This is a genomic window from Flavobacterium sp. (genome assembly GCF_027531905.1).
GTDB lineage: Bacteria > Bacteroidota > Bacteroidia > Flavobacteriales > Flavobacteriaceae > Flavobacterium.
This window is the reverse complement of record NZ_JAPZSU010000021.1, coordinates 106,213-121,841: the sequence shown is the minus strand read 5'-3', so window position 1 is coordinate 121,841 and position 15,629 is coordinate 106,213. Positions and strand designations below refer to the sequence as shown.

General features: G+C 33.4%; 10 protein-coding genes and 1 tRNA gene. 7 read left to right on the top strand and 4 right to left on the bottom strand.

What is annotated here, in order from left to right; all coding sequences use genetic code 11:
- Window positions 1-147 precede the first annotated feature (147 nt).
- The gene (locus tag O9307_RS06905) at window positions 148-6,738 is read left to right on the top strand and encodes a S8 family serine peptidase (protein ID WP_298296839.1); all 6,591 of its coding nucleotides are present in this window, start codon (window positions 148-150) and stop codon (window positions 6,736-6,738) included.
- 263 nt (window positions 6,739-7,001) lie between these two features.
- On the opposite strand, the gene O9307_RS06900 is transcribed toward O9307_RS06905, so the two are convergent.
- Entirely contained in the window at window positions 7,002-7,325 is a 324-nt protein-coding gene (locus O9307_RS06900; protein ID WP_298296836.1) for a carboxypeptidase-like regulatory domain-containing protein, read from the bottom strand.
- Between the two features lie 343 nt (window positions 7,326-7,668).
- Here O9307_RS06900 and O9307_RS06895 point away from each other — a divergent pair, with 343 nt between their 5' ends.
- Window positions 7,669-8,433 (top strand): amidohydrolase, encoded by a 765-nt coding sequence (locus tag O9307_RS06895; RefSeq protein WP_298296833.1) that lies wholly within the window; start codon window positions 7,669-7,671, stop codon window positions 8,431-8,433.
- An 18-nt stretch (window positions 8,434-8,451) separates the two neighbouring features.
- On the opposite strand, the gene O9307_RS06890 is transcribed toward O9307_RS06895, so the two are convergent.
- Window positions 8,452-8,883: a cytochrome c oxidase assembly factor Coa1 family protein gene (locus O9307_RS06890; protein WP_298296830.1), complete on the bottom strand. Its 432-nt coding sequence runs from the start codon at window positions 8,881-8,883 to the stop codon at window positions 8,452-8,454.
- Window positions 8,884-8,886: 3 nt separating this feature from the next.
- On the bottom strand, window positions 8,887-10,545 hold the full coding sequence (locus O9307_RS06885) for an Ig-like domain-containing protein (protein WP_298296827.1): 1,659 nt from the start codon (window positions 10,543-10,545) through the stop codon (window positions 8,887-8,889).
- A gap of 161 nt (window positions 10,546-10,706) precedes the next feature.
- Between O9307_RS06885 and O9307_RS06880 the strand changes: the two genes are divergently transcribed.
- The 5 genes from O9307_RS06880 (at window position 10,707) to O9307_RS06860 (ending at window position 14,969) form a co-directional block, all read left to right on the top strand.
- On the top strand, window positions 10,707-11,711 hold the full coding sequence (locus tag O9307_RS06880) for a hypothetical protein (protein WP_298296824.1): 1,005 nt from the start codon (window positions 10,707-10,709) through the stop codon (window positions 11,709-11,711).
- A complete protein-coding gene (locus O9307_RS06875) occupies window positions 11,671-13,977 on the top strand; it encodes a hypothetical protein (RefSeq protein ID WP_298296821.1) in 2,307 nt (768 codons plus the stop codon). The genes O9307_RS06880 and O9307_RS06875 overlap by 41 nt, the downstream gene beginning before the upstream one ends.
- 32 nt (window positions 13,978-14,009) lie before the next feature.
- Window positions 14,010-14,411: a methylmalonyl-CoA epimerase gene (mce, locus tag O9307_RS06870; RefSeq protein WP_298296818.1), complete on the top strand. Its 402-nt coding sequence runs from the start codon at window positions 14,010-14,012 to the stop codon at window positions 14,409-14,411.
- A gap of 136 nt (window positions 14,412-14,547) precedes the next feature.
- Window positions 14,548-14,621: transfer RNA gene (locus O9307_RS06865), tRNA-Ile, on the top strand.
- Window positions 14,622-14,756: 135 nt separating this feature from the next.
- Window positions 14,757-14,969, top strand: coding sequence for a hypothetical protein (locus tag O9307_RS06860; RefSeq protein ID WP_298296815.1), 213 nt, complete (start codon window positions 14,757-14,759; stop codon window positions 14,967-14,969).
- A gap of 52 nt (window positions 14,970-15,021) precedes the next feature.
- Here O9307_RS06860 and O9307_RS06855 read toward each other — a convergent pair whose 3' ends face one another.
- Window positions 15,022-15,609 carry a riboflavin synthase gene (locus tag O9307_RS06855; protein WP_298296812.1) on the bottom strand — a complete coding sequence of 196 codons (588 nt, stop codon included), beginning with the start codon at window positions 15,607-15,609 and terminating at the stop codon, window positions 15,022-15,024.
- Window positions 15,610-15,629: the final 20 nt, after the last annotated feature.

Sequence of the window (15,629 nt, the reverse complement as noted above, 5' to 3'; positions counted from 1 at the left end):
TGAAATTCTATGGCGAAGAATAAAATATCAATGGTTAGATTTTGATGCTTATAAATCATTCGAAAACCTCAAAGAAAAATTAAATTTTGTCCTGACTAATTTTGGAACTAAATACGACATTAAATTTTAACCATTACTTATGTATCTTTGGATTCTAAATTTTATAAATCAACTTATGTTTCTAAAAACATTAGAACTTTAATTGACATTGATGCTGCTTTCAAAATTGATCCAACAATAGTCAAAAACGATATCCCCGATTATGCAAAAAATGGCACTTTAATAAAAGTAGTGGTAAGTTATTTTAAAGGTATGGATGTCAAAACCATTTCAGAAAACTTGACCTATTTAGGCCTAAAAGATTTTAAAAATTTTGAGACATTTAATCAATTGTATTTACAAGTTTCTTTTGATAAAATAAAAGAAATAGCCAATTTAAATTGGGTTCAAAATATTGAATTAATAGCTCCTCCAGTTGAAAGTGATAATCTGCCAGGGATAACTTCTCACAAAGTGAATGTATTAAACTCTGCTATTCCAGGAATAGGATATGATTTAACTGGAAAAGGTGTGAGAATTGGTATTTGGGATGGTAATTTGGAAAAGCATATTGATCATACTAATAGAGTTATTACTAGAGAATATGAGTCAGCTTCATCACATGGTCAGCATGTTTCTGGAACAATTGGAGGAGCTGGAATACTTGATCCAAGAGGTAAAGGAATGGCTCCAAATGTTCAAATGTATGGTTGGAATTTTAATATTCAATCAAATGGTTTACCAGTTTATGCAGAACGAGATTTTGCTGCTGCGAAAGATGATATAGACCTAACCTCTAATTCTTACGGTACTTTACTCTCTTCGGGGTATAACACAACTCGATATAGTGTTAGTGATAGAGGAGATGATGATGTAACTGTAAAATATCCTTTTTTATTAAATGTATATTCAAATGGAAATGCTCAAGCAGCGTATTCTGGTGGGTTTAATACATCAACTAAGGCATCAAAAAATGCATTACATGTAGCTGCTAATGATCCAAATGATTTGATTAGTAACTACAGTAGTTTTGGACCTACACTTGATGGGCGTTTAGTACCACAAATAGCTGCTGTTGGTTCCGGTGTATATTCACTAGATTACAATAACTCATACCAAGTAATGAGTGGTACCTCAATGGCTACGCCGGGAGTTTCTGGAACTTTAGTATTGCTGTATGAGAGATATAAAAATATTTATTCAACTAAGCCTTTAGCATCATTAATGAAAGCATTGGTTTCTAATACTGCAAAAGATGTTGGTAATCCAGGACCTGATTATAAATATGGTTTTGGAAATTTAAACGCTTTGCGTGCAATTAAGGCCTTAGATGAGAAAAAATTTTTCACCTCTACTGTTGCTAATGGAGAAATTTTTGAAAAAGAAATTTTGTTACCTACGGGTTTGACTCAATTAAAAGTAATGCTTGCTTATTCGGACATTGGAGCAACTCCAGGTGTTACAGATATATTAGTCAATAATTTAGATATTAAAATTGTTAAAGATGGTGTTACCACACTTCCTTGGGTTTTAGATGCTACTCAGCCAAATGTAAATGCAAAACGAGGGGTTGATAATTTAAATAATATTGAACAAATTACCTTGGATAAACCTGCTGCTGGAGTTTATAAAATTATCATAACAGGAAGTAAAGTACCATTAAACACTCAAGAGTTTTCAGTGGTATATGACTATGTGAATCCAGAGTTAGTTTTAACTTATCCTATTGGTGGAGAAAAGTTTAACCCTGGCTCTACAGAGTACATACGTTGGGATTATGAAGGTGAAGAGAAAACTTTCAACATTGAGTATTCAAATGATGGTGGAAATAGTTATACTTCCATAGCCAGTAATGTTCCATCTGCAGCAAGGAATTTTGCATGGAAAGTACCTGAAGGTGTTGTTCCTAATGCAAAAATTCGTCTTTATGCTGGTAGTAGAGTTGTGCAGTCTAAAGAAACTTTTTCAATAATGAAAGAGCCCGAAAACTTAAGAATTGTTTCTCCAACTTGCGGAGAATCATCCTATAAGATGGATTGGGATGCTATAGATGGTGTGAATTATGAGGTTTTAAAATTAAATGGATATGCTTTTGATGTAGTTGCTACTGTAACTGATCCTACTTATACGTTTACAAATTTAACTGTCGGAAATGAAAATTGGTTTACTGTCCGTTCAATAGATAAAGTTACTGGATTAGCCTCCGAAAGAGCTAGAGCTATCAATGTTGATCCAATTGATAGATCTGTACTAACAGCTATTAATTTGCCCTTTAAAGAAAATTTTAATGAAAGAAAGCCAACTAATTATACTTTATCTAAAGCAAGTTCAACAGGAACTATAGGATATGAATCAATTAGTCTAGCTTCATTGGATGCTGTGAAAATGTCAGGATCTGCTACAGCAGGTTCACCACTTTGGGTAACTAGCAACAACACGAACGCTTTTACAAATAATCCCAACTATATTAAAAAATTATCTTTCTGCGAATTTGATGCTACTAATTTATCTGGGAAAGCAATTAGATTAAAGTTTGACTTAATTCAACAAAATAGTGTTGCCGCCAATAAAAACTTTTTTAGAGTTTTAATTAATGGTGTTCCTGTAACAAGTAGTGAAGGTACCTCTGTTTACGCAGGTATAACAACTTCAACATCTAAAACTCTAACATATAATTTAGCTTCATTAGCTGGAACAAAATTCAATATTACGTTTGAAGGAGTTATGGATAACGATGCAACTTCTACACCAATTTACAATACTATTTTTGTTGATAATGTAGAAATTTATGAGGCTGTAACAAATGATCTTGCTTTAACAGCATTGACTCCTAACACTGGATTTTCTGCAAATGAATCAGTGTCAGCTAAAATCTTTAATTTTTCTCCAATAGCAATTAGTAATGTTCCAATTTCTTATAAAATCAATGATGGAACTGAGGTTTTAGAGTTAATTCCTGGACCTATTGAACCCTTGTCTGAAGTTACTTATAACTTTACACAAAAAGCTGATTTTTCAATAGAAGGTTTATACAAAGTAGTGTGCGCGATTAAACCTTCGGATGATTCTGTACCAACTAATAACTCAATAACTAGAAGTGTTTTTAATACAGGCACAGATATTGTTATGGGAAAAATTAGTTCGGTTACTACATGTGGAGCAACTTTTACAGACAGTGGAACTAAGTATTCAGATTATGCCAATAATTTATTAAATCAAACGATTACTTTTACCCCTGGGACGGCAGGAAGCAGTATTAAAGTTGATTTTACTGAATTTAATGTTGAATCAGGATATGATTTTCTATATGTTTATAATGGACCATTAACGACATCTCCATTAATTGGGAGATTTGATGGATCATCATTACCACCTAGCCTAACTTCAACAGCTACTGGCGGTCAATTAACATTTAGATTTACTTCTGATACAGAGGTAGTTGATAAAGGTTGGGTTGCTACTATTTCATGTGTGCAAAAACCTGTGGAAGTTGACTATGAAATTGCAGCAATTGTAAGTCCAGAGGTTCTTGGAAAAAAAACAAATTCAAATGCAATTACAATACGTGTTAACAATTTATCTCCAACAGTTGCAACTAATGTTCCTGTTTTTTACCAAATCGATGGTCAGGTTAAAGTTGCTGAAGTTATACCTTCGATTGAATCTTTATCAACAATAAGTTATACTTTCATAAATACATCTGATTTGTCTATAACGGATGCATCATACTCAATAAGAGCAGGTATTGACATAGCCGATAGTAATGCAGCAAATAATACATTAGTTAAAGTTGTCTATAATAAAAATAATTTACCTTCCAATATTAATACAAATGGTTTTGCTATTTCGAGATTAAAATGGAATGATGTTATAAATAACTCAGGAACAACAGCATATTCGGATTTTAAAAATATAAAAATTCCTGTTTATGCTGGGTTTACTTATCAACCAGAAATTACAATCATAAAACCAGAAAGACCAATTACTAGAGATATATCAACCACTCCTGGAGTTTTTACTATGATAGTAATTGATTTGAATGGAGATGGAAATCTAACGGATGAGTTTTATGCAGGATCATTTTGGGTTAATACTTTAAATACAGCAACAGCTCCTGCGATTTTATCAACTACCAGTGTGCACAATTTTAGACATTATACAACATTGGCAGCTGGAGTGACAGTTCCAAGTACAACTACAGCTGGTGAAAAGTTAATGCGAGTAGTTCACATGTTTCGTTCACCAAATGAATATTTTAATGTGAATTTAGGTCCAACTTTTGATGGTTTAACGAGTTCGAGAGAAGATTTTGAAGTAGAGGAATACACAATTAATGTTCTTCCTTTTACAGATGCAAATGTAAGTATTGAAAGAATATCAGCGCCAGTAAAACTCGGTATGAAACCAGTTATAGTGTCAGCGCAGATACGAAATTTTTCTAATACAGCAGTTTCTAATTTCCCTGTTGCTTACAGAATTAATGGCGGTCCTGAAGTAGTTCAAAATCAAGTAGCAGCAATTAACCCAGGTGCTACAGCTACAATTACATTTACTACTAAAGCTGATTTAGGCGCGGTTGGAGACTATACCATTCAAGTTTACACAAAATTAGTTAACGACACTGATGTTAGTAATGACTCTAAATCCATTACTTTATCTCATGTTGCAAATGCAAATAAGAATGTGGTGGGAACTTTTGACGGTATTGATGATTATTTGATAGCTGATAATAATCCTGGTTTAGATTTAACAAATAACTATACATTTGAGGCTTGGGTTAATAGAAAAAAACCAACAATTTTTGGTAGAATTTTTGATAAATCAAGAGTTAATCTATTTGTTCATACAAATAATAATTCAACGTATAAAGAAAACAGCTTAGTATTATCAATTACAACAGCATCAGGAACTTATGTGATTAATACTGGATTAAATTCAGTACAACTAAATAAATGGCATCATGTTGCCTTTTCAGTAAGTGCAACCAATGTTTACACTATGTACATTGACGGGGTTGCTGTACCTTTTACCGCTACAGGAACGGCTGCAGCTGCTACAACAAATGCTACCCTGCCAGCATATATAGGTGGAAATAATTCCTTGACACGCGGATTAGATGGGAATATTGATGAAGTACGTATATGGTCTGGAGTTAAAACTCAAGCAGAGATTTCAGCTAATTCAATGACTAAATATATTGGTAATGAAGCGGGATTGTTAGCATATTATTCTTTTGCTGAAGGTGATAAACAATTTGTTTATGATACTACGGCAAGAGATAATACTGCTACTGTTATAAATGCAAATACTGATGGATTAGGTGAAGGGAAATTCTGGAACACTCCAACTCTTTTACAAAGTTTAGAATTAAAAGACCAGCTTTCAGTGTCTTATGATTTAGCTACCAAAACATATACTGTATTGTTAAAGAACGGTATAGATGTTACTAAGGCTATTACAGTATTTAATGCTTCTATGAATTCTATAGCTAAAATAAACGGAGTAACTCAGGTAAGTGGTGTGACAACTAATGATTTTACAAATCCTGTAACTTTTACAATAGAAGGAGTTGGATTTAACGAGGGAATTACAGAAAGTTATACTATAAAAGTAATTACGGGATTAAATGATCAGAGTAAACTATTAAGTTATACATTTAAAACAGAAAATAATTTAGGATTATCTCAGGAAATTTCAACTGTTATCTCAGGAGCTAACGCATCAATAGATATTCCTTTTGGGATTGATGTTTCTAAATTGAAAGCTAATTTTGAAATTTCTCCTGGAGCACAATTGTTCATAGATAATGTAGAACAGTTAGCTTCATTAACATCTGAACTCGATTATTCAAATAGTGTTTTGGTTACCGTAGTTTCAGAAAATAAACTTTCTAAAACGACTTATATGGTTAATGTGGATGCTAAAAACGCAGAAGCAAAGTTTGTGAAATATTCCGTAGCAAATCAAGTTGGGACTGCTAATATTGATAGTGTCAAAAAAACGGTTGAAGTTTTGGTAAATAATAATGCAACTTTAAATGCTTTAGTTCCTGTTTTTCAGGTTTCTGAAGCAGCTCAAACTCGTATAGGAACGTATATTCAAAACAGCGGAGTTACATCGTTGAATTATTTAGCCCCTATAGAATATAATATTGTATCACAAAAAGGGACAATTGAAAAATGGACAATTGCTATTCAAAGAGCAAAACCTAGTATTGTATTACTGGGAGATGATAACGTTATTGTTGGAAAAGGTTGTACTTATATTGAAAAAGGATTTACAGCTAAGGATAATTTAAATGTTGATTTAACTTCATCAGTTATTGTTACAGGAACTGTTGATGTAAATGTTATAGGTCAATATACCTTAAATTACACAGTAAAAGATGCTTTAAACAATGAAACGGTAGTAATTCGTAATGTGAATGTGACAGATGCTGCTTGTAATTTAGATGTGCCTTCTAATTCAATTCAGGGTTTTAGAATTTATCCAAATCCAATAATTGGAGGTAAAGTATTTATAACTACAACGGCAAATAGTTTAAAAAACATTTCGTTTTTTGATAGTTCTGGAAAACAAGTTTTAACTTTGAAAACAGATAGTACAGAATTAAATGTGTCAAAACTTCCTAAAGGAGTTTATATACTAAAGGTAGAAGAAAACGGTAAAGTAGCTACTGAGAAAGTAATTGTACTTTAATAAGACTAGCTCAAATTAATGACACGGATTATTAGATAGATTTAAATTTATTAAAACAGCATCAAATTTTTTTGATGCTGTTTTACGTTTTATCGGTTTCAATTATTATACCAGACCAGTGAAAATGAGTGGCGCCATCTAAAGCTTTCTTCCAATTAATTTGTCCCGATGCAATGGTTGCAAAGAATGAATTGCTTCGGTCGTAGATCACTTGTGATTGCCTTATTTGATTGCCCGATTCAACAAAATACAAACCAATTCGCTCAATAAGCGACTGACTTATTAGTGTTTTTCACGCCTAACGCAGTAACGATTACTTGATCTAAAACATTTTCGGCATGCTTTAATGAAATTTGTAATTCGTTTGCGCCATCTACTGCAACTTCTGCTTTTGCATATCCCATAAAACTAATAACAATATGTGTTTCGTTCTCTGGTAAACTAAGTTTGAATTCTCCGTCAAAATTAGAGATTGTCGTTATTTTGCTATTGCTTATTGCTTCTACAATAGCACCAGCGATTGGCAGGCCGCTATCTTGATCGAAGACTTGACCAGTAATATCAATTTTTTTGCTTTTTTGTTGCAAATTGAGTTTTGTTATTGCAGCGTTGGTTGTACTTGTTGTGAGTGATATTCCTCCAACAATTAATAGAAATAATAACTAAATTTTCATATTATATAATTTTTCATGGTTTTTATTGATCAATTTATTTTTAAAATGTAAATAATACATTTTATTATTTCGCAATTTTTTTGCGTCATCAATATTCTAAGGCTGTTTTAATTCAATATGTGCTATTTTATTTTATATAAAATTTGGAATTCAATGGTAAAGCGATCGCGATTTTGTTCGTCATATCATAAAATAGCTTACCTTGTTTGTTTGAAAAAAACCTGTAAAAATTTCGAAAAAGTAGTCCTAAATATTCATGAAAACAGCCATCCTACAATCTCCCTTAACCTGGGAAAATCCAGCAGCGAATCGAATTCATTTCGAAGAAAAAATCAATACCATTGATGAACCAGTTGATCTAATTGTACTGCCAGAAATGTTTACTTCAGGTTTTACGATGCATCCTGATTGGGTTGCGGAACCGATGCAAGGCGAAACGATGGTATGGTTGCAAGAGTTGGCTAAACTAAAAAATGCAGCCATCACTGGGAGTTTGGTTATTACGGAGAAAGGAAATTTCTATAACCGATTGGTGTTTGTTTTTCCTTCGGGAGAAGTACAGTTTTATGACAAGAGACACTTATTTACCTTGGCAGGAGAAGATAAAAAGTATACTGCGGGCAAAGAAAAAATAATCATAGATTATTTGGGTTGGAAAATTTGTCCACTGATTTGTTATGATTTGCGTTTTCCTGTTTTTGCCCGTAATGTAGAGGATTACGATGTCTTACTTTATATAGCGAACTGGCCCAATACACGAATTAACGCTTGGGACGCTTTACTCAAAGCTCGGGCGATTGAAAATATGTGTTATACAATTGGAGTGAATAGGATAGGAGTAGACGCTAATCATCATGTTTATAACGGGCATTCGCAAGTGCAAGATTATTTGGGTCGCGACATTGTAGAGCCACAAGAATCTGAAGGTGTTTTTATAGCTTCTTTAGATAAAAATACATTAGTGGAAACGAGACAAAAACTAGGTTTCTTGAATGATAAAGATGCTTTTGAGATCAAGTAAAGTGAGTAAGAATTCGCTTTATTCAATCACATGAATTACTTTTTCTGCATTTTTGCACCGTACCGTTATCTTTTGAAAAATCCATTCACTTCCTTTTTTGTTGGCTGTAAAATCCATTTTTCCCTGATTATGATTTCCTTTGACTCTAATGGTCGATGCAATAGAAGTATCGTTATTAGCATAAACAATATTGCCTTCCAAAATGGCTAATTTATCGATGGCTTCAATGGTACCTATTGTGGTTTTAACTTCCGAATTGGCATTGGCTATTTCAATTGCTTTTTCAAAAACTTTAGTATCAGAATAGGCTTTGATGATTTGAGGGGCTTCGTTGCTCAAGACTGGAATAATAGCATAAAAAGTCAAAAATAGGATTGTAATTGTGGCTGGAAGTAGCCATTTCCAATTTCTTTTCGCCCATGAAGAACCTTCAATATTATTATTTTCCATGTGCTATTTTTTCTTGTTTTTTTCGTCTTTCTTTTTAGGTTCGGGACTGTAAGGGATGCTCAAATCAAAGGATTGTTCTACTTCCCAGTTGGCTCGAACATCTACTTCTTTAGAGAAATAGATGACTTCTTCGGACTGTCTTTTTTCTAAGAAATTACCCGAATCGTATTTTTGATTATTATTATCGTCATAGATAGCTCTTAGGGTATATTTGGCAGGCTCAAGTGAAGTAAAAACTACTCTATTCTCTTTTAGTGTAAATGCAGTAGCCAAAACCTCTCCTTTGCTGTCCGTCAACTCTACAATGATCGGGAATCGTTTGGCATTGCTTAAAACAACCGTTAAGTTTCCATAATCTGCTTCGCTTCGGGTGTTGAGTTTATAGGTTAAGGTGTCATTCGATTTTTCAAAAAAGTCAGTCAAAGCACCAGGAAGCAATTTAAATTCATATTTTTCAGTAGGTGCTTTTTTGAAATCAAAAACCAATTTTTGATGAAAATCATCATATTGGTGGGTGAATGCTACGACTTTGGCAGCGGCATCGGTTAATTTTATTTTAGTTGGATCAATTTTAACCAATGGTGTGGAGGATTCCAAAGTGAACTGATCTCTCATATTCAAAATCCCAGACTGAACAGCACTGATGCTGAGGGTGTCCTTTTTCTGATTTTTGATTTTTACACTAAAATCATTTGCGTAAGCTTCTTTCTTGATATTCATCAAAAGGGAATCTGCTTTTATTGGCTTATACCATACTTGAAGGGAGTCTTTTTTGGGAAATTGTGTAACAATACTTTCAAGGATTTGGGTATTGTTTTTCAAGGTAATTTTAGGTTTTGATTTCGAAAAATCTTGTTTGCCATCATATCCCACTACCAATCGATTGCCTGAGGCTTGGTAGGGTTTGTACGTTTTAAACGGAAGCACTTCTTTGAATAATTCAATTTCATACACCGTATCGTTTGGGATGGTTACGAACTGTTTGTGAAATCCAATTTTGTCTGTTTTGGGATTGAATTTATTGTTGTTATTGCGGTCTTTCATAGCTACCAAAAGGTATTTTCCCGCCTTTAGATTTTCTAAACGAAACGTCTTTAAACTATCCAATGTATTGGTAATGTATCTTGGTGGACTAGTGTACACTACTGAATCTTTGAATTTTTCATTCACTTCATACAACATCACAGAAACAAACGATTCTACTTCTTTCTCAAGAGCATCTTTCACTCTTCCGCCAAGGGCTAGCGAATCGATATAGGGTCCTGTAGAGAAAACATACTTGAATTGGTTCAAAGGATTGCCTTCGTTGTTGTCGGTAATACTTTGTCCAAAATTAAAACTATATGTCGTATTGGGTTGTAAAGTGTCTTTGATTTGAATCGTGAGGTATTTCGTTACAGTTGATGGGATAATTAACGGCTCATTTTTCATTGGAGGCGAAACGATGAGTTGTTTTTCCAGCCCTTTCAGTTTGATGTATTCATCAAAAGTGAGTTTGATTTGATTCCCTTTAAAATTGGTACTATAATTTTCTGGGAAACTAATCTTAAGTGTTGGGGCAATGGTATCTTTCAAACCACCTGTGATATTTCCTTTTTTGGCACAGCCAATGCAAACGAAAAGAAAAAGGAACAAAAGAAAGCGGTAGTTGGATGGTGACATATTAGTTTAACATTAGAAAGTACAAAATAACAATTATATTTACTGTAATCGAAATTATTTAGCGATTTATTGGCATATCATTTATAGTAAAAATTAGCCTTTTCGTGTTTTACGTGCTGGTTATTAATATATTTGCTAAATACTTTTAAGGAATATTACTTTTGAAAAATAAATTGGGTTTTACGCTTTTATTACTTTTGCTTTTGGCTTGCCAACCTAGCAAAAAACCGGCTATATCCTTTTATTATTGGAAAACCATTTTTGAATTAAACCCAAAAGAACAAGCAGTATTGGCTCAAAACAACGTCCAAAAACTCTATGTGCGTTATTTTGATCTTACTCTAGATGTTGCTGCTCATCAAGTTTATCCCACAAGTCCGATTCATTTTAAAACGCCTATTAAGCAATTCACAGTAGTTCCTGTGGTGTACATCAAGAATCAGATTTTTTTAGATTCAACAATTGTTGTAAAAGAGGTAGCGCATAAAACAGCCGATTTAATCACAAGAATTAATACTGCTAATGGGATAGCTTGTCAAGAGATTCAGCTAGATTGCGATTGGACATTGAGAACCAAAGAACGCTACTTGGAGTTTGTTGAGGTTTTTAAAAGGGCATCCCAAAAAAGAATTTCAGCAACCATCCGATTGCATCAAGTAAAATATTTCAAAAAAACCAAAATCCCTAATGTAGATTCGGGGGTTTTGATGTATTACAACATGGGAAAAATTGCTCCTGATTCACTCAATTCTATTTATGACCGAAACATTGCCGAAAAGTATTTGGAAAGTTTAAAGAAATATCCGCTACCACTCAATTTTGCATTGCCTATTTATTCTTGGTTTATTCATATTCAAAACCAAAAAGTAATAGGTGTTCGTGCTAAACTGAGCGTTGCTGATTTAGTAAAGGATAAAAATTTTAAACGTGAAAGCGAAAAATATTTTAGAGTCATACAATCAAATTACAAAAATGGAGTTTTTTATCAAGAAAATGACATTTTGAAATTAGAAGCGATTTCTTCTTCAGATTTGTTAGAAATGGCTTCGGATTTGCAAGAAAACACCAAAGAATCTCCTAGCGAAATTTTATTTTACGATTTAGATCAATTCAATTTTAATAACTATGAAAAATCAATTTTTGAGCAAGTTATTGCTGTTTTTTAGCGCCGTTTTACTTATGGTGTATGGTATAATCTACGCCTGTTCTGATGGTGATTATAATAATTTTTCATTTGATTCTAATTTCACTCCCGAAACCTTTGTAGACACCTCCTACGAACCCTTGTTCTTGTCTGGGGATGTTTTTTATTCCATTGGTTTTGAGGTAAATTATAACACGAGGTTCAACGAATCAATTCAAAATGATTGGGAAACGTATCTAAAAGGGAAAGCGGATTCGGCTGCTGTTCGTTACTTTTTGTTGGACAGTAGCGCTGTTGCGGTTCAAGATATTTATGCTTTTTATAAAACCAAAAAAAGCACTAAAAATGTCGTGAAATGGGAATCCAAATTGAAGTTAAGTGACCCAAAAATTAAAAACTTTATCGATTTTTTGTACCTAGCAAAACAAATTGAAACAGTTTCTGTAAACACGGATTATTGGAGTTATGATCCCGTTCCAGTAAAAAAGTTTAAAGGGGCTCAAACAGTAAAAGCAATCGAAAACAATTACAAAAACACCAAAGACACCTTTTTAAAAAATAGGTATTGGTTTCAAACCTTGAAGGCTTATTTTTATAGTGATTATCGCAAAGAAGCTTTTGATTTTTTTCAAAAAACAGAAGCAACTGTTCCAAAAAATGTGTTGTATTATCGTGCTTTATCTTATTTGGCAGGATTTTATTATAAAGAAAAAGAGTACGCTAAGTCAAATTATCTCTATGCAGTAGTTTTTGACAAATGCCCCGAAATGCGAGTTGTTTCGGCATATAATTTTCATCCACAAGACGAAAAAGATTGGAACGCTTCTCTGGCTATGGCCAAAGATAATAAAGAAAAAGCAGCACTTTGGGCGATTCAAGGATATTACAAAGACGAGGTGCGTGCTATAGAAAAAATCTTTGAATTAGATCCAAAATCTACGCATTTGGATTATCTCTTGACGCGTTTGATTAACAAGACTGAGCAAAATATGAATCATTCTTTCTCTAAAACAGAGCAAAGTAATGCTATAAAAAAACAAACCGTTACCGAAAACAAATCCGACAATAAAAAGAAGATTGACGCCAAAGTTTTAGGGTTAGTAACCAAAATAGCTGAGGCTGGAACCACAGCTCAACCGTATTTGTGGGATATGGCTTTGGGGTATTTATATACTTTAAGAGAAGATTTCGCGAAAGCTGAGGTTGTTTATGCTAAAGTTGAACAAAAAATGCCTGCGAAAAAACTAGCCAATTACCAGCTGCGTTTGCTTCGTTTTGTAAATAATTTGAGCAAAATTGAAAAGTTAAGCGCTCAAAATGAAAAGATAATTATCAAAGATTTGAATTGGTTATACCACGAACTCCCCAAAGAAAAAGGAATTCCGGAATTCAGATACCAAAATGCTGCCAATTGGAGTAAAAAATATTTAGCAGCGCTATACAGAGCTAGTGGGAACAGAGTGATGGCTGAATTGTTTGATGACGCCAATGATTACTGGGGGTATGGAAATAATTTTTATGACGTCACTGCCGATTTGCAAGCCATGAAAGATTTTTTAACCAAAACAAACAAAACAGACTTAGAACAAGTAGCGCAAAGTGTGTATGATGTAAAGTTAGCTGATATAAATAATTTTCAAGCGGTCAAAGCTACTTTCAAAAATGATATTCCTGCAGCTATCGAGTTCATGAAGCAATCTGATTCGCTTCAAAATACGGTTTTTTATGGCAATCCTTTTAATGGAAGCATTAAAGATTGTCACGATTGTGATCATGCAGCGTATCAAAAAAAGAAGTATTCGCAATTGGATTTTCTGACCACTATCAAAACAATGCAAGATAAGATTGCGGCTAAGGAAGAGGTATATACCAATAGTTTGTTATTAGGCAATGCCTTTTATAATATCACTCATTTTGGTAATGCCCGTATTTTTTATGAATCCAAAATTTCGGGCTATGGTTCTAGTCCTTATAGTTTTAGAGCGCCAATAAAAAACATGATTACGGATTGTAGCCTAGCCAAAATGTATTATCAAAAAGCATTTGAGGCAGCCAATAACAAAGAGCAGAAAGCGAAATGCTTATACATGATTGCAAAATGTGAGCGAAACGAATACTACAACAAGAAGTATAGTGCGATTGCAAATGTTTGGGAGATTCCAGAGGAAAAAGTAAATTTTATTGCATTTGATGGCTTCGTAAAATTGAAAACGAGTTATTCGGATACTAAATACTATCAAGAGGTCATAGGAGAATGCGGATATTTCAGGACGTATGTCAATCAATAGTTGGTATATTTGCGTTTTTAAAAGTGAGACAAATGAATAAAATAGAACATATAGGAATAGCGGTCAAAGATTTACAAACGTCTAATGTACTTTTCGAAAAGTTATTCGGAGCGCCCGCTTACAAAGAAGAAGAAGTGGTTTCTGAAGGAGTGAAAACGGCTTTTTTTCAAAATGGGCCTAATAAAATAGAATTATTAGAAGCCACTCATCCTGAAAGTCCCATTGCTAAATTCATTGAAAAAAAAGGAGAAGGAATTCATCATATTGCCTTTGATGTAACTGATATTGTTGCGGAAATAGCAAGATTGGAAAGCGAAGGATTTGTGGTTTTAAATCCAACACCAAAGAAAGGTGCCGACAATAAATGGGTTGCATTTTTGCATCCTAAAACTACAAATGGAGTTTTAATAGAATTATGTCAAGAAATTAAATGATTTTTTAATTTTTTTGAGGACTTCATTATCAGTAGATTCCGTTTTTTGATTTTGTAAATGGTGATAAAATTCAAAATCCACGACCAAAATATTTGGTCTAAACCAAAAAATATAGTAATATTGCAAACTCTTAACCGGTCCTATAGCTCAGCTGGTTAGAGCACCTGACTCATAATCAGGTGGTCCCTGGTTCGAGCCCAGGTGGGACCACAAGTAAGTAAACCCTTCTTGAAAATTTCAGGAAGGGTTTTCTGATAAAAATAGTATTTTTATTTTTTTATCAATAAAAATATTACTTATTTTGCCAAGCAAATAAGGAATTAGTTTGCTAATATGCGCATATTTATGAAAGACAATTTAAAAAGAATAACTGGGTTTTTGTTGCTTTTGATTAGTAATATGTCATTATATGCAGCTCCAACACCGCCAAGTCCTAGAAAACCGCCACCACCGCCAAAATTACCAATTGATGACTATATTGGTATAGTGGTTTTCCTCTCTATTCTTTATGGCTTTTATTTTATTTATTATAAATTAAAAGCAAAAACTCCAAGATAACTTGGAGTTTTTGCTTTTTTTTGTAGGTCGGTTTTTAAATCCTAATTGGATTTTAGTTTAACGCATGCAAGCGAGCTACATATTTTCCGATTACATCAAATTCTAGATTTACAATTGTACCCACCTTAAAATTATGAAAATTCGTGTGTTCGTAGGTGTAAGGAATGATGGCGACACTAAACTTGTTTTTTTCTGAATTAACAACAGTAAGGCTCACGCCGTTAACAGTTATCGATCCTTTCTCGATGGTAATGTTACTTCGGTTGGGATCGTATTCAAAAGTGTAGTGCCAACTTCCATTGGTTTCATACGCTTCAACACAAGTGGCAGTTTGATCCACGTGTCCTTGTACAATATGACCATCTAAACGATCGCCTAATTTCATGGCTCTTTCCAGGTTGATTTTATCATTGATGCTCCAGCTATCAATATTGGTTTTATTAATGGTTTCGGAGATGGCAGTAACAGTGTATTGGGTTCCGTTTATAGCGACTACTGTAAGACAAATGCCATTATGCGCCACACTTTGGTCTATTTTTAGCTCGGGTGTAATGTCAGAAGATAGGCTAAGGTGCAAGTTGTTTTGCTCTTTTTTTATTTCTGTTACAATGCCAAGGGTTTCTATGATTCCTGTAAACATTCTTATTTTATTTTACTAAA